This is a genomic window from Rhizobium lusitanum, from assembly GCF_014189535.1.
GTDB lineage: Bacteria > Pseudomonadota > Alphaproteobacteria > Rhizobiales > Rhizobiaceae > Rhizobium > Rhizobium lusitanum_C.
The window spans coordinates 2,911,931-2,938,332 of record NZ_CP050308.1; the positions used below are offsets into that span (position 1 = coordinate 2,911,931).

General features: G+C 61.7%; 23 protein-coding genes and 3 pseudogenes. 11 read left to right on the plus strand and 15 right to left on the minus strand.

Annotation, left to right across the window (positions count from 1 at the left end; translation table 11 throughout):
* Positions 1-155: 155 nt before the first annotated feature.
* Entirely contained in the window at positions 156-602 is a 447-nt protein-coding gene (locus tag HB780_RS27745) for a nuclear transport factor 2 family protein (RefSeq protein WP_183697537.1), read from the plus strand.
* 81 nt (positions 603-683) lie between these two features.
* On the opposite strand, the gene HB780_RS27750 is transcribed toward HB780_RS27745, so the two are convergent.
* Entirely contained in the window at positions 684-1,448 is a 765-nt protein-coding gene (locus HB780_RS27750; RefSeq protein ID WP_183690977.1) for an SDR family oxidoreductase, read from the minus strand.
* A 119-nt stretch (positions 1,449-1,567) separates the two neighbouring features.
* On the opposite strand from HB780_RS27750, the gene HB780_RS27755 reads away from it, so the two are divergent.
* Complete coding sequence (locus HB780_RS27755; RefSeq protein WP_183690978.1) at positions 1,568-2,473, plus strand: LysR family transcriptional regulator; 906 nt, start codon at positions 1,568-1,570, stop codon at positions 2,471-2,473.
* On the opposite strand, the gene HB780_RS27760 is transcribed toward HB780_RS27755, so the two are convergent.
* Positions 2,474-3,349, minus strand: coding sequence for a LysR family transcriptional regulator (locus HB780_RS27760; RefSeq protein WP_183690981.1), 876 nt, complete (start codon positions 3,347-3,349; stop codon positions 2,474-2,476).
* Between the two features lie 95 nt (positions 3,350-3,444).
* Here HB780_RS27760 and HB780_RS27765 point away from each other — a divergent pair, with 95 nt between their 5' ends.
* Positions 3,445-4,728: an MFS transporter gene (locus tag HB780_RS27765; protein WP_183690983.1), complete on the plus strand. Its 1,284-nt coding sequence runs from the start codon at positions 3,445-3,447 to the stop codon at positions 4,726-4,728.
* Between the two features lie 23 nt (positions 4,729-4,751).
* The gene (locus HB780_RS27770) at positions 4,752-5,153 is read left to right on the plus strand and encodes a VOC family protein (protein ID WP_183690985.1); all 402 of its coding nucleotides are present in this window, start codon (positions 4,752-4,754) and stop codon (positions 5,151-5,153) included.
* Here the strand turns inward: HB780_RS27770 and HB780_RS27775 are convergent.
* The 9 genes and pseudogenes from HB780_RS27775 to HB780_RS27815 form a co-directional block, all read right to left on the minus strand.
* Positions 5,150-5,545, minus strand: a complete 396-nt coding sequence (locus tag HB780_RS27775) for a type II toxin-antitoxin system VapC family toxin (RefSeq protein WP_183690987.1) — start codon at positions 5,543-5,545, stop codon at positions 5,150-5,152. The two genes, HB780_RS27770 and HB780_RS27775, sit on opposite strands and share 4 nt — an antisense overlap.
* Positions 5,542-5,784 (minus strand): antitoxin, encoded by a 243-nt coding sequence (locus HB780_RS27780; protein ID WP_183690989.1) that lies wholly within the window; start codon positions 5,782-5,784, stop codon positions 5,542-5,544. Before HB780_RS27780 ends, HB780_RS27775 begins: the two co-directional genes overlap by 4 nt.
* 68 nt (positions 5,785-5,852) lie before the next feature.
* Positions 5,853-6,531, minus strand: a pseudogene (locus tag HB780_RS27785) (spermidine synthase).
* A gap of 70 nt (positions 6,532-6,601) precedes the next feature.
* Entirely contained in the window at positions 6,602-8,263 is a 1,662-nt protein-coding gene (locus HB780_RS27790; protein WP_183690990.1) for a thiourocanate hydratase, read from the minus strand.
* A 23-nt stretch (positions 8,264-8,286) separates the two neighbouring features.
* The gene (locus tag HB780_RS27795) at positions 8,287-8,616 is read right to left on the minus strand and encodes a TfoX/Sxy family protein (protein ID WP_183690992.1); all 330 of its coding nucleotides are present in this window, start codon (positions 8,614-8,616) and stop codon (positions 8,287-8,289) included.
* 15 nt (positions 8,617-8,631) lie between these two features.
* Positions 8,632-9,732, minus strand: coding sequence for a thiohydantoin desulfurase (locus tag HB780_RS27800; RefSeq protein WP_183690994.1), 1,101 nt, complete (start codon positions 9,730-9,732; stop codon positions 8,632-8,634).
* Between the two features lie 4 nt (positions 9,733-9,736).
* Positions 9,737-11,011 (minus strand): Zn-dependent hydrolase, encoded by a 1,275-nt coding sequence (locus HB780_RS27805; RefSeq protein WP_183690996.1) that lies wholly within the window; start codon positions 11,009-11,011, stop codon positions 9,737-9,739.
* Complete coding sequence (locus HB780_RS27810) at positions 11,011-12,408, minus strand: dihydroorotase (RefSeq protein WP_183690998.1); 1,398 nt, start codon at positions 12,406-12,408, stop codon at positions 11,011-11,013. The genes HB780_RS27805 and HB780_RS27810 overlap by 1 nt, the downstream gene beginning before the upstream one ends.
* 15 nt (positions 12,409-12,423) lie before the next feature.
* Entirely contained in the window at positions 12,424-14,007 is a 1,584-nt protein-coding gene (locus HB780_RS27815; RefSeq protein WP_183691000.1) for an aromatic amino acid lyase, read from the minus strand.
* Between the two features lie 223 nt (positions 14,008-14,230).
* Here HB780_RS27815 and HB780_RS27820 point away from each other — a divergent pair, with 223 nt between their 5' ends.
* Complete coding sequence (locus tag HB780_RS27820) at positions 14,231-14,563, plus strand: DHCW motif cupin fold protein (protein WP_183691002.1); 333 nt, start codon at positions 14,231-14,233, stop codon at positions 14,561-14,563.
* Positions 14,564-14,628: 65 nt separating this feature from the next.
* Here HB780_RS27820 and ubiB read toward each other — a convergent pair whose 3' ends face one another.
* Positions 14,629-16,203, minus strand: coding sequence for a 2-polyprenylphenol 6-hydroxylase (gene ubiB / locus HB780_RS27825; protein WP_183691004.1), 1,575 nt, complete (start codon positions 16,201-16,203; stop codon positions 14,629-14,631).
* A gap of 62 nt (positions 16,204-16,265) precedes the next feature.
* Positions 16,266-17,042, minus strand: a complete 777-nt coding sequence (gene ubiE, locus HB780_RS27830) for a bifunctional demethylmenaquinone methyltransferase/2-methoxy-6-polyprenyl-1,4-benzoquinol methylase UbiE (RefSeq protein WP_183691005.1) — start codon at positions 17,040-17,042, stop codon at positions 16,266-16,268.
* 247 nt (positions 17,043-17,289) lie between these two features.
* Between ubiE and mutM the strand changes: the two are divergent.
* The 5 genes and pseudogenes from mutM to HB780_RS27855 all read left to right on the plus strand — a co-directional run bounded on the left by mutM (position 17,290) and on the right by HB780_RS27855 (position 23,103).
* Positions 17,290-18,181, plus strand: a pseudogene (gene mutM / locus HB780_RS27835) (bifunctional DNA-formamidopyrimidine glycosylase/DNA-(apurinic or apyrimidinic site) lyase).
* A 33-nt stretch (positions 18,182-18,214) separates the two neighbouring features.
* Positions 18,215-18,988, plus strand: a complete 774-nt coding sequence (locus HB780_RS27840) for an enoyl-CoA hydratase (RefSeq protein WP_183691007.1) — start codon at positions 18,215-18,217, stop codon at positions 18,986-18,988.
* 192 nt (positions 18,989-19,180) lie between these two features.
* Positions 19,181-19,456, plus strand: coding sequence for a 30S ribosomal protein S20 (rpsT, locus tag HB780_RS27845; RefSeq protein WP_183691009.1), 276 nt, complete (start codon positions 19,181-19,183; stop codon positions 19,454-19,456).
* A gap of 873 nt (positions 19,457-20,329) precedes the next feature.
* The gene (gene dnaA / locus HB780_RS27850) at positions 20,330-21,880 is read left to right on the plus strand and encodes a chromosomal replication initiator protein DnaA (protein WP_183691011.1); all 1,551 of its coding nucleotides are present in this window, start codon (positions 20,330-20,332) and stop codon (positions 21,878-21,880) included.
* 141 nt (positions 21,881-22,021) lie between these two features.
* Positions 22,022-23,103 (plus strand): annotated as a pseudogene (locus HB780_RS27855) (saccharopine dehydrogenase C-terminal domain-containing protein).
* Positions 23,104-23,108: 5 nt separating this feature from the next.
* Here the strand turns inward: HB780_RS27855 and gcvA are convergent.
* Positions 23,109-24,005, minus strand: a complete 897-nt coding sequence (gene gcvA, locus HB780_RS27860) for a transcriptional regulator GcvA (protein WP_183691013.1) — start codon at positions 24,003-24,005, stop codon at positions 23,109-23,111.
* Positions 24,006-24,160: 155 nt separating this feature from the next.
* On the opposite strand from gcvA, the gene HB780_RS27865 reads away from it, so the two are divergent.
* Positions 24,161-25,117 carry a DMT family transporter gene (locus HB780_RS27865; RefSeq protein ID WP_183691015.1) on the plus strand — a complete coding sequence of 319 codons (957 nt, stop codon included), beginning with the start codon at positions 24,161-24,163 and terminating at the stop codon, positions 25,115-25,117.
* Positions 25,118-25,190: 73 nt separating this feature from the next.
* Here the strand turns inward: HB780_RS27865 and hemW are convergent, their stop codons facing one another.
* A complete protein-coding gene (gene hemW, locus HB780_RS27870) occupies positions 25,191-26,384 on the minus strand; it encodes a radical SAM family heme chaperone HemW (protein WP_286203080.1) in 1,194 nt (397 codons plus the stop codon).
* Positions 26,385-26,402: the final 18 nt, after the last annotated feature.

A 26,402-nucleotide genomic window follows, 5' to 3' on the forward strand; every position in this document is an offset into this window, starting at 1 on the left:
GCTTGTTTTTATGGCAGTGAGCCTAAGCCTTTGGCAGACAATAGGCAATCGCCAGTCGTGGTCAGCCGGAAATCACGGCTTTGTCACTTGCGACGCTTCGCCGGGTCGGCGAGCATGGAGAGATTGTTCGCCAAAGGAGTAAAGCCTTGAAACTGATGAAGGTCGTGATGATCGCCCTCCCGATTCTGGCCGCCGCCATGCCTGCCCTGGCCGAGCGCGCCTATTCGCCGGAAGAGCAGAAGAACAAGGAAATCGTTCTGGATTTCTATCAGAAGGCGTTGAACGACAAGGATTTCGAGGCCGCCTCCAAATATCTCGGCAAATATATTCAGCACAACCCGCTGGCGGCCGATGGTCCCGAGGGCTTGCGCGGTTTCATCGAGTTCCTGAAGAAAACCTACCCGCATTCGAAGAGCGAAATTACCCGGGTAATGGTCGACGGCAATTATGTAATCCTGAGGGTGCACGCCATTCGCGAACCCGGCGACAGGGGCAGCGCCATCGTCGATATTTTCCGTGTCGAGAACAACAAGATCGAGGAGCATTGGGACTCGGTGCAGCCGATCCCGGAGAAGTCGGCGAACACGAATACGATGTTCTGAACGGAAAGGCCGCGAGAATGATCCGCGGCCTGTCTTTATGTATTCCTGCAGCAACGGATCATCGCGCCGTAGAAGCCGCGGTCAGGTGCGGGTGATCGACACGCCGCCATCGACCAGGGAGGCGGTGCCGGTGACGAAGCTTGCATCGTCGGAGGCGAGATAGAGGACCGAGCGGGCAATCTCTTCGGGGCGAGAGACCCGCTTCAGCGCATGCAGATTGGTGACGAAAGCCTGCTTGTCGGGTGTGTCGTTCATCTCGCGATACATGTCCGTGTCGACCGCGCCCGGCAATATGGCATTGACGCGCACATTCTGCGGGCCGAATTCGGCGGCGAGTGTCTGCGTCAGGCCGATCAGGCCGGATTTGCTGGCGGCATAGGCAGCAACGCCCGGGAAGCCGACGGTATGACCGACAAAGGTCGAGGTGAAGATCACCGAGCCACCACCGTGCTTGATCATTTCGCCGATCTGGTGCTTGGCGGCCAGGAACGATGCGGTGAGGTTGATCGCCAGTGCATCGGCAAAGCCTGCCTCTGAAACCTCGGTGCTGGGGCCGGCTTCGCCGAGTGTGCCGGCATTGTTGAAGGCGATGTCGAGCCTGCCGTAGCGCTCGACCGCAAGCGCGACCAGCGCCTTGTGATAATCTTCCGAGCGCACATCGCCGGCCAATGCGGCTGCATCACCGCCTGCGGCCTTGATATCCGCGACAAGGCTTTCCAGTTCCGCGCCGCGACGAGCGCCGACGATCACTTTGGCGCCTTCGGCGGCGAAGAGCTTTGCGGTGGCGCGGCCGATGCCGGAGCTGGCGCCGGTGACTATCGCGACTTTTCCATTCAAGCGGTTCATTGTTCCATCTCCTGTGTGAGGACGTGTTCGTTGTTTCGTCCGATGCACAGAAGATGGTCTTTTTCGATTGTTCGGATTAGTCTTCAAATCATGGAACTCGAATTCGGAATTGCCGAACGATGCTCAAGATTGAAGGGCTTACTGCTTTTGTAACGGTCGCCGAGGCGGGATCGATCAGCGAGGCCGCACGTCGGTTGCGCCTGTCGAAATCCGTGGTCAGCGAGCGACTGGCGGAGATGGAGAAGACGCTGGGTGCCACGCTGCTACATCGCACGACGCGTAAATTGACGCTGACAGAGGACGGCACCGTCTTCCTGGAGCGGGCAACGCGGATCGTGCGTGAAATGCGTGAGGCCGCTGCCGATCTCGCTGAGAGGCGTGGGACACTTGCCGGACCGTTGCGGATTGCCGCTCCGGTCACCTTCGGTCGTATGCATCTCGGCCCGGCGCTCTATCCTTTTCTGGCCGCCCATCCCGAAATCGAACTGACGCTCGAACTCGATGACCGCCGCGTCGATGCTGCTTCCGATGGATACGATGCGATCATTCGCCATGGGCTGATTGCCGATTCCCGTCTCGTCGCCTGGCCGCTTGCCCGCAGTCGCCGGCTTCTCGTCGCTTCGCCGGACTATTTGGCACGGCACGGTATGCCTGCCTCGCCGTCCGATCTCGAGAACCACCGGGGAATTTTCTACACCAATCGTGGTGTCGCCGACTGGCGTTTCCAGGGGCCGGAGGGTGCCGTCATCGTCAGGGGAAAGCTGGCGCTGGGCATCAACAATGGCGATGTCTCCCGCGATGCGGCGATCGCGGGACTGGGCATCGCGATGCTGCCGGCCTTCATCGCCGGTCCGTCCGTCAACGAGGGCCTACTTGTCGAAATCGATGTCGGTTGCCGGCCGGAACCCGAATTCGTCTTCATGGCGCATCCGGAGGGACGCAATCCCTCCGCAAAGCTGCGCGCCATTGCCGATCATTTGAAAAAGGCATTCGGCGATCCACCCTATTGGGATCCCTTGGGATAGTCAGGCAATCAGGCTCATCAGATTGGCCGCGACCGGCGAGCGTTGCGCCTTCAACACGGCAAGCCCGAGCCGCGCCACCAGCGGCGGTCCGTCGATCGGGCGGTAGGTCACGCCGTCTAGCTTGATCTGGGCGATCGAGGCGGGAACGATGGAGACGCCGAGATTGGCGGCAACGAGATTGACGACCGAGGGGATCTGCGGCGCTTCCTGCGTCACCAGCAATTCGAAACCGGCATCACGACAAGCGGCGGCGATATCGTCATAGAGGCTCAGGCCCACCATGCGCGGGAACAGGATGAAGGGCTCGTGCGCAAGCGCCGCGATCGGCACGCGGTCCTTCTCGGCAAGCGGATGATGGGCGGGCAAGGCGATCAGCATCGGCTCGTCGTCAAAGCGCTTGAGCCGGACGTTGCGCGGATCTTCCAGGCCGGGGCGGATGAAGGCGGCATCGATCTCGCCGCGCATCAGCCGCTCCGTCAGGGCATTGGTGTTCATCTCCGTCAGCGACAGGCGCACCTGCGGCCAGCGATTGCGGAACTCGCGGATGGTCGAGGTGACGATGGTGTTGAAGGCGGACGATGCGGTAAAGCCGAGCGACAGGCGGCCGATCTCGCCGCGATTGGCGCGCTGGGCAGCAAGCTTGGCCTTCTCCGCCGCATCCACGGCCAGCTTGGCCTCGACCTGAAAAGCCTCGCCCGCCGCCGTCAGCTCCGCACCATGCGGAACACGGTGAAATAGCGCCGCGCCGACCTCGTTTTCGAGATCGCGGATCTGCTGGCTGAGCGGCGGCTGGCCGATGCCGAGCTTGGCGGCGGCGCGGGTGAAATTTCCCTCATCCGCCAGCGCCAGAAAATAGCGAATATGACGCAGCTCCATCGCTATCTCCAAAAGCTATTGAAATCGTCTGTTCCATATATTGGACTAATGATGTCCGCTTGACTAGGTTTGAGGTCACGAAAGGTTGTGCCCTCATGTCTCGCGCCGTCCAAACGGAAGATCTTGTCATCTCCGAAGTCCCCTCCCGTCCCGAATTGAAACTTGTCGATACCGAGCTGCACTCCGAGGCCCGGCAATTCCTGACGCGTGGCACGCCCGCATTCAGGCGTGCGACCATCGCTCTGTTTCTCTCCGGTTTCGCGACATTCTCGCTGCTCTATTGCGTGCAGCCGCTGATGCCGATCTTCGCCGAGGATTTTGGGGTGACGCCGGCGGCAAGCTCGTTGTCGCTATCGCTCTCGACCGGTTTCCTCGCCTTTGCGATCTTCTGCGCCGCCGCCGTTTCCGAAAGCCTCGGCCGCCGCAGTCTGATGTTCATTTCGTTGCTGGGTGCCGCCCTTTGCACCATTGCTTGCGCCGTCGCGCCGAACTGGCAGACCTTGCTGGTGTTCCGCGCGCTGGAGGGCTTCCTCCTCGGCGGCGTGCCTGCGGTCGCCATGACCTATCTCGCCGAAGAGATCGATCCGCGCGGCCTTGGCGGCGCCATGGGCCTCTATATTGCTGGTAATGCCTTCGGCGGCATGGCTGGCCGCGTGGTCACGGGTACGATCGCCGAACTCTTCACCTGGCGTCCGGCGCTTGCCGCAGTCGGCGTGCTTGGGCTGATCGCAGCCACCGGTTTCCTGTTCCTGCTGCCGCCGTCGCGCAATTTCACGCCGCGTAGGGGTTTCGACGCCGCTTTCCATATCCGGGCCTGGGCCGGGCACTTCCGCAATCCGGCGCTGCCGTTGCTCTTTGCCATCGGCTTTCTGATCATGGGTTCCTTCGTCACGGTCTATAATTATGCCGGTTTCCGGCTGGTCGCCGATCCCTATGATCTCAACCAGACCGAACTCGGCCTGATCTTCACTGCCTACCTCTTCGGCATCGTTGCCTCCTGGGCGGCGGGTATCCTCGGCGATCGCATCGGCCATTTCGTCGTTCTGCCCGCCGGCGTACTGGTGACTGCGCTTGGCGCTGCCGTCACGCTCGCCACGCCGCTGCCGCTGGTCATTCTCGGCATTATCCTGGTGACCATCGGCTTCTTCGTCACCCATTCCGTGGCCAGTGCGCTGGTCGGCCGGCTTGCAAGTGGGGCCAAAGGACATGCATCGTCGCTCTATCTGCTGGCCTACTATCTTGGCTCCAGCATTGCCGGGTCGGTCGGCGGGTATTTTTGGCTCGCCGATGGCTGGTCGGCCGTGGTTGCGTTCATCCTCGCCATGCTGGCCGCATGCCTTGTCAGCGCCTTTGCGGTGGCAAGACTGGCTCGCCGCTAGAGAACAGGGTTTGGAGGTTCACCATGATCCGCATCGACCATCTCGATCATCTGGTGCTGACGGTCGCCAGTATCGAGGAAAGCTGCACCTTCTACGCCCGCATCCTTGGCATGGGTGTGGAAACCTTCGGCGAGGGCCGCAAGGCACTGACCTTCGGCAACCAGAAGATCAACCTGCATCGCGCGGGACACGAGTTCGAGCCGAAGGCCAAGCGCCCGACGCCGGGCTCCGCCGATCTCTGCTTTATCAGCGAGACGCCGCTGAGCGATGTCATCGCCCATCTGACATCAGAGGGTATCGCCATTGGAGAAGGCCCGGTCCGCCGCACCGGCGCAACCGGCCCCATTCTCTCGGTCTATTTTCGTGATCCGGACGATAATCTAATCGAGGTTTCCAATTATCTCGCTGCGGGCGACGGGTTCTAAGCCGTCTCCCAATCCTCGAAGCGCAGATTTTTGACGCGCTGAAATTCCCGTACATTATGGGTTATCAGGATCAGATCTCGAGCCACCGCCTGGCCCGCGATCAGGACGTCATAGGCGCCGATCGGTGTGCCGATGATGGCAAGCGCCGCCCGAATTTCTCCGGCCTTGCGCGCATCCTCCCTGTCGAAATCCAGCGTTTCAAATTGTAAGGCGTCGACGCGCGCGAGATTGTCGACAACGCGCTGGCCTTTGTAGGCGCCGTAAAACAACTCGTGCGCAACGATTGCCGGAATAGCGAAATCCTGGGGTTTGTGTTTGCGGATCTCGGCTACGAAGCCGGAATGGCTTTTCATCAGAGCGATGACGGCGTTGCTATCGAGCAGGTATTTCACTTGAAAATATCCAGCTCGGGGCGCTCCTGCTCGACCGGCTGCTCGGTCGCCGCCTCAGCAAAATCCTGATCGACGGGACCCGTGACCGCTTCCAGCCAATTCCAATCCTCGACAATCGGCTCCAGGATGATCGCTTGTCCCTGTCGCCGAATGCGTACCGCGTCCGTATCGAACCGGAATTCCTTCGGCAAACGCACGGCCTGCGAGCGGCCGGACCAGAAGATTTTTGCAGTGTCCATGCCATAACTCCTCTTGAGATATGACATTGATATATAGCAATTGAGCGATCATTTCAATGTCGCGGTTTCTACCGCCCCGCCTTCGCCGCCAGCCAGATGACATGCCGCGCACCGCCTCTTGCCGTTGGCGCGGGTGTTGATCTCTTCGGCGGTAAAGCCGGTGTCGCGCAGTCGCCGGGTGAAATCCCGGTCAGGGCCGGATGACCAGACGGCGAGGACGCCGCCGGGGCGCAGCGCGTCGTGGGCGGCCTTCAGGCCCTTGAAGTCGTAGAGGCCGTCATTGGCCTCGTGGGTAATGCCATCGGGGCCGTTGTCGACATCGAGCAGGATGGCGTCGTAGGCCGCCTTGCTGGCGCGTATTAGTGGACGGACATCGCCCTCGTGGATGGCGACGCGCGGATCGTCGAGGCAATTGTCGAAGACGGCGGCCATCGGCCCGCGCGCCCAGGCAACGACGGCCGGAACCAGCTCCGCAACGGTGACCTTGGCATCCCCGCTCAATTCACCGAGGGCGGCCCGCAGGGTAAAGCCCATGCCAAGCCCGCCGATCAGGATATGCGGTGCGGCCCGACCTTGGATCTTCTCGCAGGAAAGCGTGGCAAGCGCCCGCTCCGAGCCGCTGAGGCGGCTGTTCATCAGCTCATTGGCGCCGAGCATGATCGAAAACTCCTGGCCGCGCTGCTTCAGGCGCAGCTCACCGCCGCCATCGGGGATTTTCGCGGTATCAAGCAGGGTCCAGGGGATCACGGGCAACTCTCAAGGTCATTTCGAATTGCCCCGGACCATAAACTGTCGGAATGTTGAAAAATAGCCGTCCCTATCCGAGACGGATATAGGGCACATCTTTCTTCTCCACTTCGTCCAGCGCCTCTTCGTAGCCGGCATCGGCATAGCGCATGACGCCGAGCGCGGTGTCGTTGGTGAGCGCATGGTCGAGCCGCTCGTCGGCTTCGGCTGTGCCATCGGCAACGACGGTAACGCCGCAGCTCGTCATATAGCCGGCATAGCCGCCGCCGCCGGAGTGGACGACGACGAGGTCGGCCATGGAAGCGCAGAGCATCATCGCGTCGATCAGCGGCCAGTCGGCAATGGCGTCGGAGCCGTCCTTCATTCGCTCGGTCATGATGTTAGGATGCGCCATGGCGCCGGCGTCGAGATGGTCACGCGAGAAGGCGACCGGGCCTTTGAGTTCGCCGCTCGCCACCAGCTCGTTGACCCGGCGTGCGAGGTCCGTGCGTTCGCCGTGCCCGAGCCAGGCGATCCGCGCCGGCAGGCCCTCGAACGGCACATGCTCCCGGGCAAGCCTGATCCAGTTGGTGATGATCTTGTTGTCGGGAAACATTTCGAGCAGCAGATCGTCGATGCGCGCGATATCGCTTTCCTCGCCCGAAAGCGCCATCCAGCGGAAGGGGCCGATGGCGCGGGCGAAGAGAGGCCTGAGATAGGCTTCGGTGAAGATCGGGATATCGAAGGCATTGGTGACGCCGCCTTCCTTCGCCTGGGTGCGGATCAGGTTGCCATTGTCGAAGACCTCAGAGCCTTGTCTCTGGAAATCGAGCATGGCTTTGACATGTTCGACGATCGAGGCGCGGCTTGCGGCCATCAACTGGCCCTGGCCGTCATCGCGCAGATCCTTGACCTGGGCAAGGCTCATGCCCTTCGGCACATAGCCGTAGACCAGATCATGCGCCGAGGTCTGGTCGGTGACGATATCCGGCACGATGCCGCGCCGCGCGATCTCGGGATAGATCTCCGCCGCATTGCCGACGAGACCGACCGAAAGCGCCCGCTTCTCCTTCACCGCCGCGTCGATCATCGCCAGTGCCGAATCGAGGTCCGGCGCAATCTCCTGGAGATAACCGATCTCCTGGCGCTTTTTCGCCCGCTCCGCATCGATGTCGACGCAGAGAATGGCAGCGCCCGCCATGCGGCCGGCCAGCGGCTGCGCGCCGCCCATGCCGCCCAGCCCGGCGGTCAGCACGAAACGGCCGAGGAGGTCGCCGCCGAAGCGGCGTTCGGCGATGCGCATGAAGATCTCGTAGGTGCCCTGGATGACGCCCTGGCTGCCGATATATTGCCAGGCACCGGCCGTCAGCCCGCCCCAGCAGATCAGGCCCTTGCGCTGTAATTCGTAGAAGACTTCCGCCTTCGCCCATTGTCCGACGATGTTGCAATTGGCCATGATCACCAGCGGCGCCTTCGCATGGGTGCGGACGAGGCCGATCGGCTTGCCAGACTGGATCAGCAGCGTCTGATCCTCCTCCATCTCGGTCAGCGCCTTGACGATGCCTTTGTGTGCCGCCCAGTTGCGCGCCGCCTTGCCGAGTGCGGCATAGACAATGAGATTGTCCGGGTCCTCGCCGACGGAGAGCACGTTTTCCAGCAGCCGCAGCAGCGCTTCCTGCCGCCAGCCCTTGGCGCGCAGCACCGGGCCGCCCGGAATGGGGAATTTTGGATGACGTGGATTGGCTTTCGGCATGGAATTCCCTTCCCTGATTATTGTTATTTCGGCGGTAGGCCTTCAACGAAGTCCAGCGCGGCGATCAGCAGCCGCTTGCGCAGCATGTCGTTGCCATAGGCCTCCGGTCCGGCGCGCACCCAGCCTTGCATTTCCCGCTCGCGCGACAGCATTCGTTTGATATCAGGCAGCGCCAGTGCCCAGGCATCTTTGCCCTTGCCAAGGCGCACCAGCATCCCGTCTTCGCGCGCGCCGCAAAGCAGATGGCCATTCAGCAGAAAGCCCCAACCGCCGAACATTGCTTTTTCGCTGAGCCCGGGCCTTTGCCCAAGATCCTCTCTCAGCAGTTCCTCAAGACCAGCGTCGCGGGCCATCTGCGCCTCCTGATTTCAGCCTTTCTTGCCGGCGAGCGCATATTTGGCGATCTCGATCCCCATCGCCTTTTCGACCGAGGGATAGACCGTCGGATCAAGCACACTGGCTGAGAGCGGGATAATGTCCATCGGCACATGCAGGATGAAGACATGCATGCCCTCATGCAGCTGTCCGACACTCAGAGGTTCGCCTTCCGGTGACAGTGTGGTGATGACCGAGGGGAATGTCGCCAGGCGCTTACCATCGCTATCCTCGACGGCCATGTATTCGTTCATCACATGCATGGTCACAGCCTTGTCGCCGCTGCCGACCGTGATGGTGCCGATATCGAAGGCTTCCTTGGTGTAGACGACATCCTTCTTGGCGATGATGCCTTCGGCAAGGATATGCCCGCCGGTCGTCTTGCAGATCGCGTCGATGACGGCGCTGCTGCCCTTCTTTTCGGCGTCGATGATCGCTTCGCCAAGCGCTAGCGCCATGGAGATCCCGCCGAGTGCTGCATGGGTGCGGACATAGGAGGCCCGTAGCGGATTGCGGCAGGAGGCGATGAAGCCGCCGGACTGATCGGAGGCGGCGCGCAGGATCGGAGAGATCTTCGCCGTTGCGCCTTTGACTACCAGCTCGATATAGCGGTTTTCGGCGCGGTTGCCACCAACGGCGGTCTGGATCATCTGTTCGGGCGAACCGGCCATGCCGATCGAGCCCATGTCGCCGGTCGGATGCGCGCGGATATCGCCCACTGCGTCCACGACCTTGGTGCCGAGGATGGCGGAAGGTAGCCAGCCGTTCAGCGTCGAGGACTTGCCATTCTGGCCGATGATCAGGCCTGAAAGCTTTTCGCCAAGCTCATCCTGCAGCAGCTGCACGGCCTTCACGTAATCGATACCCTGCATTTCCCAGGGGGTCGTGGAGGCCGGCGCGCCGATGGCCGCTGCCGTCGCGATCCAGTCGGTATCATTGAGCTCGTCGATTGACACCAGTTCCGGCTTGCCGACATTGACGGCGGCATAGCCCAGCATGCGGCCATGATCGGCCCAGCCACCGCCACCGGCGGCATAAACGGAGCCGCCCTTGACGGCTGCTTCGACATCCTTGGCTACGAGTATGCGTCCCATCCGACTACTCCTGGCTGGTTTTTTGCAGGTTCTTGTCCATGTCGCGCACGGCTTCGAACAGCACGGCGGCACCCATGGCGATATCGTCATTCTCGGCCCATTCGTCGGCGCAATGGCTGCGGCCATCCTTGCAGGGCACGAAGATCATGGCCGCCGGCGCCACCTTGGCAACCCAGGCGGTATCGTGGCCGGCACCGGATGCCATGCGACGGTGCTTGGCTCCGACCGTCTCGCAGGCGCGCTCCAGCGTTTCGAGCAGGCCGGCATCGCCCGGCGTCGGGAAATTGTCGGAGACGCGGACAGGCGGCTTGATGGTCACGCCGTAAGCCGTGGCTATCTTTTGTACCGCGCCGTCGATCCAGGCCAGGAACTGTTCCATGTCCCCCCGGATCTCGGCGCGACCGTCGATCAAAAGCACAACCTTGGACGGCACGACATTGGCGGCGTTCGGCTCGATGCGGAATTCGCCCACCGTGGCCGCGAAATGGCCCGGCGTCTTTGCCTGCTCTGTCGCTTGGCTCCGGATATCGAGCACTAGTTGCGAGGCGGCCACCAGTGCATCGGCGCGCCGGCCCATCGGCGTGGTGCCGGCATGGTCGGCGCGGCCCTCGACAGTGATCTCGATGCGGGTGATGCCGGCAATGGCGGTGACGATGCCGATATCCCTGTTTTCGGCTTCAAGCACCGGTCCTTGCTCGATATGCAGTTCGAGAAAGCCGGCAAGATCGGGACGCTTCTGCGCGAGCAGCGTCGCCGGGTCACCGCCGACCTCGGCAATGCCCTGCGCGAGATTGCGGTCGCCGCTCATGCGCGTCAGCCAAGCCTCCGGCAATTGCCCGGTCATCCCGCGACTGCCGATGCAGGAGACACCGAAGATGCTGACTTCCTCGGCGAGGAAATCGACGATCTCCAGATCGTGATCCAGCTGAATATCCTGATCCTTGAGGGAACGAGCGACTTCCAGCGCCGCGATCGTACCGGCAATGCCGTCGAAGCGGCCGCCATCGGGCACGGTGTCGGAATGCGAGCCGACCAGGATCGTGCCGAGGCCGGGCTTTGCGCCAGCGCGCCGGCCGATCAGATTGCCGGCGGCGTCCATGCGGGTTTCCAGTCCCGCCGCCTTCATCCGTGCGTCGATGTAGGCGCGTCCGTCCAGAAATAGCGGCGAGAAAGCACGGCGGGTCCAGGGGTGATCCGGTTCGGTGATCTTGGCCAGCGCGTCGATATCCTCGGCGATGCGATCGGCGTTGACGGGCAGGTTGCGCTTCGGTTGGTTCATCAGGCAGTCTCTCCAGCGATATTCTGGCCAGCAATAATCTGTCGGGGAAGCGGGCGGACGAATTTGCCGCTGCCCGGCTCGGCCAGCACTTTGTTTTTGTCAGTAATCTGCTTGCCCCTGAGATAGGTGGCGGACACCGTCCAGGGCAGACGGATGCCGTTATAGGGGCTCCAACCGACGATATTGTTGCCGCTCGAGGCGGCGTCATAGACGGTCTCGCGTGGTTCCAGCACGACGATATCGGCATCCTTGCCGGGTGTCAGAGCGCCCTTGATATGGTCGAGACGGAAATGCTTAGCCGGGTTTTCCGCCATCAGCTTCGCCGCCCAGGTGAGCGATATGCCGCGCTCCAGCGCGCCCTTGACGAAGAGCGGCACCATGACTTCCAGCCCCGGCACGCCAGAGGCATTCGCCAGCATGTCCGGATTGGTCTTGCGGTTTTCCGACCAGCTGACATGGTCGGTCGAAACCAGCCAGACATTGCCCTCCGCCACTTTGCGCCACAACGTCTCGACTTCGGCGCGTAGGCGGATCGGCGGATTGATCTTCGCCTTGCCGCCAAGACGCTTCACATCGTTTTCCTCGTCCAGCGTCAGGTAGTGGATGCAGCACTCCACCGTCGCCTCGAAGCCGTCGCGACGGTAGGCGCGAGCAATGTCGTAGCCGCGTCCGAGTGAGCAATGCACCACATGCGCCGGGCAGGCGGTATTGGCGCCGGTCTCGAAGATCGTGTGCATGGCGAGCAGTTCGGTGATCGGCGGACGGGAGAGGCCATGGGCGCGATAATCTGTGATGCCACTGGCCTTCACCTGCTCCATGTAGGCGCGAACTGCCTCGTCATCCTCATTGTGCACGCCCGCCGTCAGTCCGGTCGGTGCGATGGCCGCGAAACAGGCATCGAGCAGGGCAGGCGGGATGCGCGGGAAGCGCTTCGGATCCGTGCCAAAGGTCGAGAACTTGAAGGCTGCAACGCCGGCCTCGACCATCTCGCGAATACGCGCAGGCCCTTCTTCCGGATCGACCGTGCCATAGAGCGCGAAGTCGACGCGGGCCTGCGGCGAAGCATGATCAACCTTCTTCTTCACGGCTGCAGCCGAGCAGACGAGATTGCCCTCGTCATAGGGCATGTCGACAATGGTGGTGACGCCGCCGGCGGCGGCAGAGCGTGTCGACCAGATGAAATCTTCCTGATCTTTCTGGGAGAGCGAATGCACCTGCGCGTCGATAGCGCCGGGCAGGATCAGCGCCTTGCCGAGCAGATGCCGCTCATGCGCTTGTGGGGGCACGCCGATGCCGATCTCGGCGATCTTGCCGTCGCGCACGGCGACATAGCCCTGCTCCACGATGCGGTCCGGCAGAACCACCGTGCCCTGCAGAACGAGATCGAAGTCAGCCATACCCATTCTCTCCGTTCAGATCGTCACTGTATCGCGATAAAGCCGTTCTTCGACCCGTTCCAGCGAACCGAGGGCAAAGAAATCATCATAAGCGAGGATCGGTTGATGGGCGATCATCTCGGACACGAAGGCCTCCGAGGCCAGTTCCTCCTCGATAGCTTCGACCTCGGCTGACAGCGGCCGGTCGACCTCGTAGAAGTCGGCATGTTTGCGCACGACGTCGTAGAGCATGCGGGCAACCCCTTCCGGCCTGTCGCCGAGAATATCGATCGCCTGTGCAGAGAGCAGGGCTTCCAGCGCGGCGAGGCGTTTCAGCGCGCGCATCTGCCGATCGAAGCGTTCGATGACCAACGGCAGGAAGGCGGCCTCGTCCTCCATGCCGCCGGCAACCACCAGCGACTGCGCCGAGACCGGATTGGACATGGACAGCACCCGCGAAAAGATCTCGCCGGCAAGCTTGATGATCGGGCCAAAGCCGGTGGCGATCTTGCCCTCAGGCACAAGATTGACCGGCAGGCCGCGCCGCTGGCCGTTGCCGAGCAGGACACAGTGGTTGAAGGCATTGCGTGCCGCATGCGCCATGCAGATGACGGCGGCCTCGAGCAGGATGGTGACGTCGAGCGGCAGCGAGCCGCCGGAGGTCATGACGCGTCCGTCGACAATGACGGGATTGTCGTCTGAGCGACCGGTTGCCGCCAATATTTTGTGGCCGGCGGTCAGGAGATTCTCGATCACCGCGCCGTAGACCTGGCCGATCATGCGCAGGCTCAACGGGTCCTGTACATGCGTCGTGACCGGCCATGGCCATTCGTCCGAGGCGTTGCAGAGCCATGCGCCGATCAGGGCTTCCCGCGCGGTACCGACATGGCGCACGGCATACCAGGGATCGCGCGATGCGCCGAGCGCACCGGCCGCCATCATGCTGGTTGCCAGCAGCACCCGGATCGAGGAGGCGGCATTGCGGGTGGTTTCGGCAGCGGCCGCGAAGCTCACGGCATTGACGCTGAGCGAGGCCAGGCTGTCGCGCGGTAGCATCTTGACCGGCTCGATGCCGGCTGCGGTAAAGGCATCGGCCGCCTGCATGCGCCGGCCGCGATAGACAGCCTCGCCGACCCCGGTCAGCACCGCACCGATCTGGCCCATCAGGCCGATATCGGCGCAGCCGATCGAGCCGGTGCGGCGCACGACAGGGATGACATCCGTGTGGAGAAGCTGGAGATAGGCGTCGATCAGCCCGGGCGAGCAGCCGACCTTGCCGGTCAGTGCCGTATTGACACGGATGGCCATGGCATTGCGCACGACGGACATGGAAAAGGGTGAGCCGGTGCCGAAGTGATGGGCGCGCACCAGGCCGAGATTGAAGGTGTCGAGGTCTTCCGGCGACCACTCCACATCCTTCATCGCCCCGACGCCGGTGGTCGAACCATAGACGGGCATGCCGGACTGGATGGTGTTTTCGAGAACTTCGCGCGCCGCATGCACCCGCGCCATGCCGCTTTCCGACGCCGAGGGCACAGCGACGCCCGCGCCGATCCGCACCAGATCGCTGAACCCCAGGGGGTGCCCGGTGAGTTCGATGCCGGATTTCTGGCGCTCCATCTTCGCTGGTCTCCTTTTCCGCAAGGCTATGCGAGCATCATCTCTAATGGGATATCCCAAATAGCGAACACCTGTCGCGCCGCGCATGAAAAAGCACACGCAAAACATGCTGCGGCACCGCCGAGGACACATTATAGCTGAAAGCGGGCGTGCAGGATTGACCAATAGGTAGCGCGACCGTTTTCATACCGAAGCATCCGTCCAATCTCAGAAGATCATCAAGATGAAAATTCCGGAACTCGCTTTCACGACAACGAATTGGGATGAGGTTCCCGCGACCAGGCACGAGGGCGAGAGCGGCCATGCACTTTGGCGGACATTGAATATCGGAGACATCCGCATCCGGGTTGTCGAATACACGCCCGGCTATGTCGCCGACCACTGGTGCGATCGCGGTCACGTTATCTACGTGCTCGAGGGAGAATTGATCTCGGAGCTGAAGGACGGGCGAGTCTCGGTCCTGACGAAGGGTACGGGCTATCAGGTGTCCGATTTCGGCGATGCCGCGCATCGTTCGTCAACAAAGACAGGCGCCAAGCTGTTCATCGTCGACTGACGGGGAAGCCTCTCGACGTGAGCCAGATGTGTGCTGCGACCCCGATCCGGGGCCGCTGAAACGGATTAGCTCAGATGCCAGGCCAGATAGAGAAGCGAGAGCGCGATAATCCACAATGCCAGGCGGCCGGACCGGCTGTGCTTGGCCTCCGCCTTGCCGATCGCCTCTGCGGTCTGCGGGTCGAAACGTACGCCGTTTTCGCTCATATGCAGCAGCTCGTGATGGAATTTCTCGGTCTTGGCGGCGATTTCAGGGAGAGCCTCTGCAAGCTTCACGGCTGCTTTTAAACCGTCCTTGAGGTCGGTTACGATGCGCTTGGGTCCGAGATTGGTGCGGATCCAGTCGCCGACGACCGGTTCGGACGCCTTCCACATGTTGAAGCGCGGATTGAGCATGCGCGCCACGCCCTCGACCACGACCATGGTCTTTTGCAGCATGACCAGCTCCGGCCGCGTCTCCATGTCGAAGAGTTGGGTTACTTCAAAGAGCAGTGTCAAGAGCTTGCCCATGGAGATCGTCTCGGCCGGCTGGCCGTGGATCGGCTCGCCGATGGCGCGGATCGCCTGCGCGAAACTCTCGGTATTGTGATGCGCCGGCACGTAGCCGGCCTCGAAATGCACCTCGGCGACGCGGATATAGTCGCGGGTGATGAAGCCGTAGAGGATTTCCGCGAGGAAGCGGCGTTCCTTTTTTCCGAGCCGCCCGACGATGCCCATGTCGACGGCGACGATCATGCCGGTCGCGTCGACGAAGAGATTGCCGGGATGCATGTCGGCATGAAAGAAGCCGTCGCGCAGTGTATGCCGGAGGAAGGACTGGATCAGCGTGTCGGCGAGCGTGTTGAGGTCGTGGCCGGCGGCCTTCAGGCCCTCGACATCGGACATCTTGACGCCGTCGATCCACTCCATGGTGATGACGTCGCGGCCGGTACGTTCCCAATCGACCTTGGGGACGCGGAAGCCCGGATCCTTCTCGGTGTTCTCGGCGATCTCCGAAAGGGCCGCAGCCTCCAGCCGCAGATCCATCTCGACCTTGGTCGTCTGCTCCAGCGTCCGCGTCACCTCGACGGGCCGCAATCGGCGGCTCGATGGCAGGAAACGCTCCTGCAGATGGGCGACGAGATACATCGCCTGGATATCATTGCCGAAGCGCTGGCGAACGCCGGGGCGGATCACCTTGACGGCAACACGCTTGCGGCCCTCTGGTGTCTCGACTTCGGCCGGGTGTACCTGCGCGATGGAGGCAGCCGCAATCGGTTCGCCAAAGCTTACATAAAGCTCGTCGATCGTGCGGCCGAGTGAGCCTTCGATCGATGATTTTGCCGCCGCATGCGGAAAGAACGCCATGCTGTCCTGCAACTGCGACAGGTCGTTGGCCATATCGACACCGACCACATCGGGCCGGGTTGCCAGGAACTGGCCGATCTTCACATAGGAAGGTCCTAGCCGCTCGACGGCCTTGGCGAGCCGGTCGCTGCGTGCCTGGCTCTTGGCGCGCTTGCGGGCAAACATGCCGACAAAGGATTTCGCAAAGCTGATGGATGGCGGCAGGCCTTCCGAAGGAAGCGAGATGACCACGCCTTCGCGCACCAGCACCCAGCCGACCCGCAGAAGGCTGAAATATGCGTTGAAAGCACTCATCGGGTCTCAAAATCTCGCAGGATGGCAACCGAAAGCCGCGTCATATTCTTCGGTATCATGCGTCAGAGCTTCCAGCCGGAGTGCAGGGCGGCAATGCCGCCGGTATAGTTGGTGAAGTTCACGCGCGAAAAGCCGGCTTCGCGGATCATCGTCGCGAAATCTTGCTGGTTCGGGAATTTACGGATCGATTCCACCAGGTACTGATAGGGCTCGGCGTCGCCGGTAATCGCCTTGCCGAATTGCGGAATGGCATTGAAGGACCACGCCTCGTAGACGCGGTCGAGCAACGGCAGGTCGACCTCGGAAAATTCCAGCACGAGCAGCCGGCCGCCACGCTTCAGCACGCGATGGGCTTCCTTCAGCGCCACGTCGATGCGCGGCACATTGCGGATGCCGAAGGCGATCGTATAGGCGTCGAAGGAGTTGGGCTCGAAGGGCAGTTCCTCGGCATTGGCCTCGACGAAGGTGAGGTTGTCGCTAAGCTTCTTCTTCGCTGCGCGCTCAGCGCCGACACCGAGCATCGAGCCATTGATATCGAGCACGGTCGCATGCGCCAGCCGGTTGGAAGCTTCGACGATGCGGAAGGCGATGTCGCCCGTGCCGCCGGCGACATCGAGGACCTTATAGCCCTGATCCTTGCGCGGATTGAGCGACGAGATCATTGCATCCTTCCAGACCCGGTGGAGGCCCATGGACATGACGTCGTTCATGATGTCGTAGCGTTTGGCAACCTTGTGGAACACCTCGTTGACGAGGCCCTGCTTCTCGCCATCGGCGACCTCGCGGAAGCCATAGGACGTTTCCATGCCGCCATCGGCGGAGATGCGGCTTTCTGCCATCAGCTCAACTCCGTTACACTACAGCGCCGCACGTCGCATGTGACGCGCAAAGGTCGCTGTAGCACTTTAAATCTGCTGCATAATTTTATCCTCAAATCGATTCCGATTTAAGGAATTATGCAGTAATCCGCGGCGGACCATGGCGAAATGGCGTTTGCCACGCTATCTCATCAGCCAGGTCACCGGCCGCAATGCCCTTGGGCTATAGCCCAGATCATAAGCGGTTGAAACATAAAGATGGATAGAGATGCCGGAATTACCAGAGGTCGAAACCGTCAGGCGCGGGCTTGCTCCGTCCATGGAAGGGGCGGTACTCGCTGCGCTGGAACTGCGGCGCAACGACTTGCGTTTTCCTTTTCCTGCCGAGTTCTCGCGCCTCGTCTCCGGCCAGCGGCATCACGTCGCTGTCGCGCCGCGCGAAATATCTGCTGATTGATCTCGATGATGGCATGACGATCATTGCGCATCTCGGCATGTCCGGCTCCTTTCGCGTCGAAAGCGGCGCGGTTGCCGAGACGCCGGGTGAGTTCCACCATCCTCGCTCCAAGGACGAGAAGCACGATCACGTCGTCTTTCACCTGACGGGCGCCAGCGGACCCGCGCGGGTCATCTATAACGATCCCCGCCGCTTCGGCTTTATGGATCTTGCCAGGCGTGCGGATCTTGCCAGCCACCCGTCCTTCCGCGATCTCGGCCCGGAGCCGACCGGCAATACATTGAGTGCCGACTATCTGGCCGAGCGTTTCTCGGGCAAGGCGCAGCCGCTAAAGAGCGCGCTACTCGACCAGAAGAACATCGCCGGTCTCGGCAATATATATGTGTGCGAGGCGCTATGGCGCTCGCATCTGTCGCCAGTGCGCCCCGCAGGCAGTTTGGTTACCAAGGCTGGCACCCCGAGCGAGGATTTGCTCCGGTTGGTCGAGGCGATCCGCGAGGTCATCGCCGATGCGATCGCGGCCGGCGGCTCGTCCTTGCGCGACCATATCCAGACGGATGGTTCACTTGGATATTTCCAGCATTCCTTTTCCGTCTACGACCGCGAAGCCCAGCCTTGCGGCACGCCCGGCTGCGGCGGTACGGTCACCCGCATCGTCCAGGCGGGGCGCTCTTCTTTCTATTGCGCCTCCTGCCAGAACTGACTGACCAGAACTGACTGAACGGAGGAGAGAAACATGGCCTGTGAAACCCTGATCGTCGAAACGCATGGAGCAGTTGGACTTATCCGGCTGAACCGGCCCCAGGCGCTGAACGCGCTGAATTCGACCGTATTGGCCGAGTTGAGGCAGGCCTATTCTGCCTTTCACGCCGATGACGCCATCGGCGCGATCGTGCTCACCGGCTCGGAAAAGGCCTTTGCCGCCGGCGCCGACATCAAGGAGATGCAGCCGCTCGACTTCGCCGATGTCTACATGGGCGATTTCATCGGCGGCTGGGACGAGATTGCAAGAGCGCGCAAGCCTGTCATCGCTGCTGTCAGCGGCTTCGCACTCGGCGGCGGCTGCGAACTCGCCATGATGTGCGACTTCATCATTGCTGCCGATACGGCCAAATTCGGCCAGCCGGAGATCACGCTCGGCGTCATCCCTGGCATGGGTGGCTCCCAGCGTCTGACACGCGCCGTCGGCAAGGCCAAGGCCATGGACATGGTTCTGACCGGGCGGATGATGGATGCGGCCGAGGCGGAGCGCTCTGGCCTGGTGTCCCGCATCGTACCGGCCGACAAGCTGGTCGACGAGGCGCTCGCCACTGCTGCCAAGATCGCCTCGCTGTCGCGTCCCTCGGTGCTGATGGCCAAGGAGGCCGTCAACCGGGCGCTGGAGACAACGCTGGAAGAGGGGCTGCGCTTCGAGCGCCGGCTGTTCCACAGCCTGTTTGCCACCGAGGATCAGAAGGAAGGCATGGCGGCTTTCATCGAGAAGCGCAAACCCGTCTTCAAGAACAGGTGAAGGCGAGAATCCGGAATTGCGCGGGTTCCGCAAGAATCCGCGTTGACGTCGTCGCGCATTCCGGCTATATGCCCGCCACAGTTTGGAAAGCCGATCTGGTTTTCCGCAATTGCTCCCGCATTGCTGGATGAGGTGGCCGCAGGGCCCGCGCTGCACTGACGGAGTTATGTTCGAATTCTAAGAGAGGCATACATGGCCAATACCAGCTCGGCGAAAAAAGCGACCCGCAAGATCGCCCGCCGCACCGAAGTCAACAAGGCTCGTCGCTCGCGCGTTCGCACTTTCGTGCGCCAGCTCGAAGAAGCAATCGCATCGGGTGACGCCACCCTGGCGAAGGCAGCTTTCCTCGCAGCGCAGCCGGAACTGGCTCGCGCAGCCACCAAGGGCGTCATGCACGCCAACACCGCTTCCCGCAAGGTTTCGCGTCTCGCGAAGCGTGTGAAGGCGCTTTCGGCTCCCGCCGCGTAATATTTCGTTAAAGATTCAGTCGTTAGACTTAAGCCCGGCCCTCGCGCCGGGCTTTTTGGATTCTGCCAAAAACGCTCCGTATCGTTAAAATGTAGCCGACTGACCATGTCAATGACGTGACAGAAATATACATTTAAAAACAGTCTGTTACGGCAGGTTGTCTCGACTCCGGGTGATCCGCGCGATACGTTGCCGGCTCATGAGTGAGTCAAGGGATTTTTTATTTTTCTTGTTTTTAAACCCCAGGGAATCGCGCTGAACTGGAATCTCCTTGATTCAAAAGCGATTCTTTTTTGACGGGCTTGTGACAGTCAAAAACGGCCTCCCGAGTCAATGGCCGCCTCTTAATTTTGTGTAAAATTCATCGTTGATATCCTCCTACGATCCTGCCTAAATGGCTTTCAACAAGGGGCGCGGACATCACCTTCAACGGCTTCGGCGAACACTGCCACTAAAGGCGGCGTGGGTGGTTTTTGTCTCTTGTGACGGAGCGGTTCAGCTTCGTTTTTTCAAACAGTTGACGAGTTGAGACCGTGAGCGGCAACGCTGGCGGAACGAAGAAGCTTGTCTGCCCTATGCAGTCTAAGTCCCAAGCGTGACTGTAGGGGAGGGGAGAAAAATTGACAGCCGTTTTGGCGCAGCCGGTCGGAATACGAGGACCGCACGACTGCTCCAGATAAAGATGTCAGGGCGGAAGCTGCTCAAGCAGCCGTTTTCGCCAAGGCATTTGCGTCAGGTCCGTTTGGCTGGACCCGGCTGATGAACCGGCATACGGGGAGGCTCAAAACAACGAGCGTAACCGCTATGCCATGGCGTAGACCAAGGGCGGGCGGAATTTCCGCCCCATAAAAAGAAACTGTGGAAGGCGGCATTATGCAAATAAATACGAGGACGACGGGTGCGTTGGTGAATGGGGACAATGCACCGCAGGCGTTCAGTGCGGTTTGCCTTGAAGCGGGAGAAAAAGGGGAGATGCAGCATAACGTATTGTTCGAGCGTGTCAGTGCACGCTTGAAGGCTCAGGTCGGTCCGGATGTTTATGCCAGTTGGTTTGCACGGCTTAAGCTGCATTCGGTATCGAAGAGCGTCGTTAGGCTGACTGTTCCGACAACATTTCTGAAGTCCTGGATCAACAATCGTTATCTTGACCTCATCACCAGCCTATTCCAGGTGGAAGATGCCGAAGTCCTGAAGGTTGAAATTCTGGTTCGTACCGCGACCCGCCACGCTGCAAAGCCTAGCGCGGATGTGCAGGTCGTCGTTCCCGACTCGACCGCCGTGGCGCCGATCCGTCGCACGACGGCCCAGCCTGCCGGTCATATCATGGCCCAAGCCGTGAGCGCGGCTGCCGCTGCCCGGCCGGCGACGATGGGCTCGCCGCTGTTCGGTTCGCCGCTGGATTCCCGTTTTACTTTCGATACCTATGTCGAAGGCAGCTCGAACCGGGTAAGCCTTGCCGCCGCCAAGACCATCGCTGAAGCCGGCTCCGGCGCTGTGCGGTTCAATCCGCTCTTCGTTCACTCGACGGTCGGTCTCGGCAAGACGCATCTCCTGCAGGCGATCGCCAATGCCGCCGTGCAGAACCCGCGCAATCTGCGTGTTGTCTATCTGACCGCGGAATATTTCATGTGGCGCTTCGCCACCGCCATTCGCGACAATGATGCGCTGACGCTGAAGGATTCGCTGCGCAACATCGACCTTCTGATCATCGATGACATGCAGTTCCTGCAGGGCAAGATGATCCAGCACGAGTTCTGCCATCTGCTCAACATGCTGCTCGACAGCGCCAAGCAGGTCGTCGTTGCCGCCGACCGTGCGCCTTGGGAGCTGGAATCGCTCGATCCGCGCGTTCGCTCGCGTCTTCAGGGCGGTGTCGCCATCGAAGTCGAGGCGCCGGACTACGAGATGCGTCTTGAAATCCTCAAGCGCCGGCTGGAGGCTGCTCGCCTGGAAGATCCGTCATTGGAAATCCCAGCCGAACTCCTCTCGCATGTCGCCCGCAACGTCACGGCAAGCGGTCGTGAGCTGGAAGGCGCGTTCAACCAGCTGATCTTCCGCCGCTCTTTCGAGCCGAACCTGACGGTCGAGCGTGTCGACGAGCTGCTGGCCCATCTGGTCGGCTCCGGCGAGCCGCGTCGCGTCCGCATCGAGGACATCCAGCGCATCGTCGCGCGTCACTACAACGTCTCGCGCCAGGAGCTGGTCTCCAATCGCCGTACCCGCGTCATCGTCAAGCCGCGCCAGATCGCCATGTATCTGGCAAAGACCCTGACGCCGCGCTCCTTCCCGGAGATCGGCCGTCGTTTCGGCGGTCGTGACCACACGACGGTTCTGCATGCGGTGCGCAAGATCGAGGAGCTGATTTCGGGCGATACCAAGCTGTCGCATGAGATCGAGCTGCTGAAGCGCCTGATCAACGAATAGGCCACGGCACTCTGTATTTTATCAACGGCCGGCTTCATCGCCGGCCGTTTTCATTTGCGCGGCCTTTATTCTATAAATATCTGAAATACTGAGTCGGACGCCCGGCTTCCGGCGGCCGACGGCGCCGACGGGAGGGTATCGATGGGCTTTGACAGAATTGCCGTTCTCGGTCTCGGTAAGGTCGGCCGGCTTGCCGCTACGTTGCTGCAGGAAAGTGGCTTCGCCGTTACCGGCGTCGATGCGCGTCTGCCTGCGGAAACTCTGCCCTTTACCTGCGAAACGGGTGATGTGTCCGATCCGACATTGATCGGCAATCTCTTTTCCCGTGTCGATGCGGTGCTCTCTTGTCTGCCGTTTCATCTGAACGCCGCGCTGGCGCAGCTGGCCCATGGCGCCGGCATCCATTATTTCGACCTGACAGAGGATGTGCCGACCACAAACGGCATTATCGAACTCGCCAAGAGCGCCCGCGCCTGATGGCACCGCAATGCGGCCTGGCACCTGGTTTCGTCGGTATAGTCGGCGCGAGTCTCGCCGATGGCTTTGATCGCTGCCGCTCGATCCGGATGCGCGTCGGCGCGCTTCCCCAGAATCCGACGGGATTGTTGGGCTATGCCTTCAACTGGTCGCCGGAGGGCGTGGTCAACGAATATCTGAACGATTGCGAGGTCATCGAAGGCGGCGTGCGCAAGCTGGTCTCGCCGATGGAGTGGCACGAGACGCTTTATGTCAACGGCGTCAAGCTCGAAGCCTTCACCACCTCGGGCGGTCTTGGAACCATGTGCGCCACCATGCTCGGCCGCGTGGAAAATCTCGATTACAAGACCATGCGCTATCCCGGCCACATGGAGTTGATGAATTTCTTCTTCCACGAGCTGCTGATGCGCGATCGCCGCAAGCTTGCCGGCGAGATCCTGACCGAAGCGAAGCCGCCCGTTGAGGACGATGTCGTCTATGTCCATGTCTCGGCGGAAGGCACGATCAATGGCAATCTGCGCCGCAAGGAGTTCGTTCGCGCCTATTATCCGATCGAGATTGCCGGCGAGAGCCGCACCGCCATTTCCTGGACCACCTCGGCCTCCGTCGTCGCGGTCATCGAATTGGTGCGCGCTGGCCGGCTGCCCTCGACCGGCTTCCTGCATCAGGAGCATATTCCGCTCGACACTTTTCTGGAAACGCGAACCGGCAGTCTGTTCAAGGGCGGCGCCACCCATCACGGGTGATGCGCCTATACGGGCGTCGTCGTGTGCGAAACCTCGGAAAACAGCCAGGCGCGGAAAGCGGCGATCGCCGGCCGCTCCAATGCCATTGGCGGATAGACCAGATGATAGGCAAGCGTGCTGGCAAGCCCGGTCGGGAAGGGCGCGACAAGCGTGCCGCCGGCCAGTTCCTGCTCGATGAAGGAGCGCCGCATCAATGCGATGCCAAGTCCGGCCCTCATCGCGTGGTACGCGCCTATGCCGTCAGTGAAGATAGGCCCCCGCGTGGCATCGACCCTGGTCGCACCCGCCGCCTCCAGCCAGAGCTGCCAGTCACGCCGATAGACGTCGTGGATCAAGGTCAGGCCGGCCAAAGCATTGGCCGCGGGTGACGGGCCAAGGGTGGCGGCGATCTCGGGCGTACACACCGGCACATATTGGTCGTCGAGCAGCCGCTCACTCGCCAGTCCCTCGTAGCCGCCGAGGCCGTGGCGAATGGCAATATCGATGCCGTCGCGCTGGAAGTCCATCATCCGGTGCGAGGCGCTGATGCGCAGATCGATGTCGGGATGCGCCTGTTCAAACCGCAGGAGCCGCGGCACCAGCCAATACGTAGCGAAACCGGCGGTGCAGGTGACCGTCAGCACCGTGTCGCGTGCCCGCATGGTCAGCGCCGCCGTGGCCTCGCGCACCAGACGGAAGGCCGTGCGCAGCGTCGCGAAATAATCGGCGCCCTCGGCCGTCAATGCCAGGCTGCGCGCGCGGCGCTCGAAAAGCCGGACCCCGAGCGCGGTCTCGAGATCGCGCACCTGCAGGCTGACGGCGCCGGGTGTAACATGCAGCTCCCTGGCGGCGAGCGTCATGCTCAGATGTCGGGCCGAAGCTTCGAAGGCGCGTAGCGCCGAAAGGGAGGGCAGTTGATCCATGACGGTTGAGTTCAGCTAAACTATTGAGTGAGAAAGACTCGCTTGCAAGAGCGCTCTGATCGCGAGATAGTTCCATGAATTTCGAGAGTTGGCAAGAAAAGACACGCAAGCCACAATCGAGAATAACTCAATAGCCTTATGACGGGAGAAATGTCATGGTACAGAAATCGATGGGCGCGGCCGAGTGGGGCATGCTGCTGGGATTGTCGGTCCTCTGGGGCGGCTCGTTTCTGTTCAACGGAATTCTGGTGCGTGAACTGCCGCCCTTCACCATCGTCACCGCCCGCGTCGCATTGGCGGCGATCGCCCTGCATGTCATTGTCCGGATGACCGGGCAGGCCATGCCGCGCGACCGTCAGGCCTGGGCCGCCTTCTTCGGCATGGGGTTCCTCAACAATGTCATTCCCTTCCTGCTGATCGTCTGGGGACAGACGCATATCGCCAGCGGTCTCGCCTCGATCCTCAACGCCACGACGCCGCTCTTTGCGGTCGTGGTGGCGCATTTCCTGACGGCGGATGAGAAAATGACCGGCAATCGCCTGATCGGCGTCATCGTCGGTTTTGCCGGCGTGGCACTGATGATCGGCCCGTCCGTGCTGAGCAGCCTCGGCTCGAACGTGCTGGCGCAGCTTGCCGTGCTGGGCGCCGCCTTCTCCTATTCGCTGGCCGGCATTTTCGGCCGTCGCTTCCGCCGCATGGGTCTGGCGCCGATCATCCCCGCGGCCGGGCAGGTGACGGCTTCGACCGTCCTGCTGCTGCCGGTCGCTCTCTTCGTCGATCATCCGTGGACGCTGGGGATACCTTCAAGCGAGGCCTGGATGGCGCTCACCGGCCTGGCGATCCTCTCGACCGCGATCGCCTATGTCCTGTTCTTCCGCATCCTGGCGACGGCAGGGGCCACCAACCTGATGCTGGTTACCTTCCTCATCCCCGTCAGCGCCATTCTGCTCGGCGCGCTGTTTCTTGGCGAGCAATTGCAGCTGAAGCATTTTATCGGCATGGCGATGATCGCCGTCGGCCTAGCGGCGATCGATGGGCGGTTACTTACCCTCGCCTTGAGGGGGGAGGGTCGGCACGTAGTGCCGGGGTGGGGTGAATGCGGCAAGCGCTGAGGCATCAATCTTGTCCCCAGGGATCACCCCCACCCGCCACCTTGCGGCGACCTCCCCCTCAAGGGGGAGGTGATTAACGCGCGAGATCAGCAACCACCGAATCGAGGATGAGCATCCCCGCCGGTGTGCAGCGCAGACGGGAATTGCCAAGGCGCTCGATGAAGCCGTGTTCCAGCAGGAACTGCTCGCGCGCCTGATCGGGCTCCCGGCCGGAAAGCTGCTGCCAGCGGACGAGATCGATACCCTCTTTCAGGCGCAGGCCCATCAGCAGCAATTCGTCGGCCTGTTCGTCGTCGCCGAGCATTTCCTGATCGGCTATGCCGTGGCCATCGCGCTCGACCAGTTCCAGCCAGGCCTCCGGCTTGCTCTCGGTGGCGGTCGCGAGTTTCTTCGGGCCGAGGGTCAGGCGGCCATGGGCGCCCGGACCGATGCCGGCATAGTCGCCATAGCGCCAATAGGTGAGGTTGTGGCGGCTCTCCGCGCCTGGGCGGGCGTGGTTGGAGACTTCGTAGGCCGGCATGCCCTCGCGCTCGGTGATCTCCTGTGTCGCCTCGTAGAGCAGCGCCGACTGGTCGCCATCCGGCACGATTAGCTTGCCTGCCTTGTGCAGGCCGAAGAAGGGCGTGCCTTCCTCGATGGTGAGCTGATAGAGCGAGAGATGATCGACGGCATAGGAGATCGCCTCCTTCAGCTCGCGCTCCCATTCCTCGACGGTCTGGTTCGGCCGGGCGTAGATGAGGTCGAAGGACATACGCGGGAAGATGTCGCGCGCCAGCTTGATTGCCTTCAGCGCGTCGGCGACATCGTGCAGACGGCCTAAGAATTTCAGATCGCGGTCGTTCAGCGCCTGCACGCCCATGGACACGCGGTTGACGCCGGCGGCGCGATAGCCGCGGAAACGCTCGGCCTCGACACTGGAGGGATTGGCCTCCATGGTGATCTCGATACCATCCGGCACATGCCAATGCTTGGCGATACCATCGAGAACGGCAGCGACCGTCTCGGGCTTCATCAGCGATGGCGTGCCGCCGCCGAGAAAAATGCTGGTCACCGTCTTCGGGCCGCCGATCGTCCGCATCGATGCCATCTCTTTTAGGAAGGCGGCGACGAAACGTTCCTGATCGACCGGCTGATGACGGACATGGCTGTTGAAATCGCAATAGGGGCATTTGGCCGCGCAGAAGGGCCAATGCACATAGACGCCGAAGCCGGGTTCACCGGTATCGGGCAGCAATTGCGCCTCACGCGTCATGTCTTGCGGTTCCATGATGTCCACAGGCTTAAG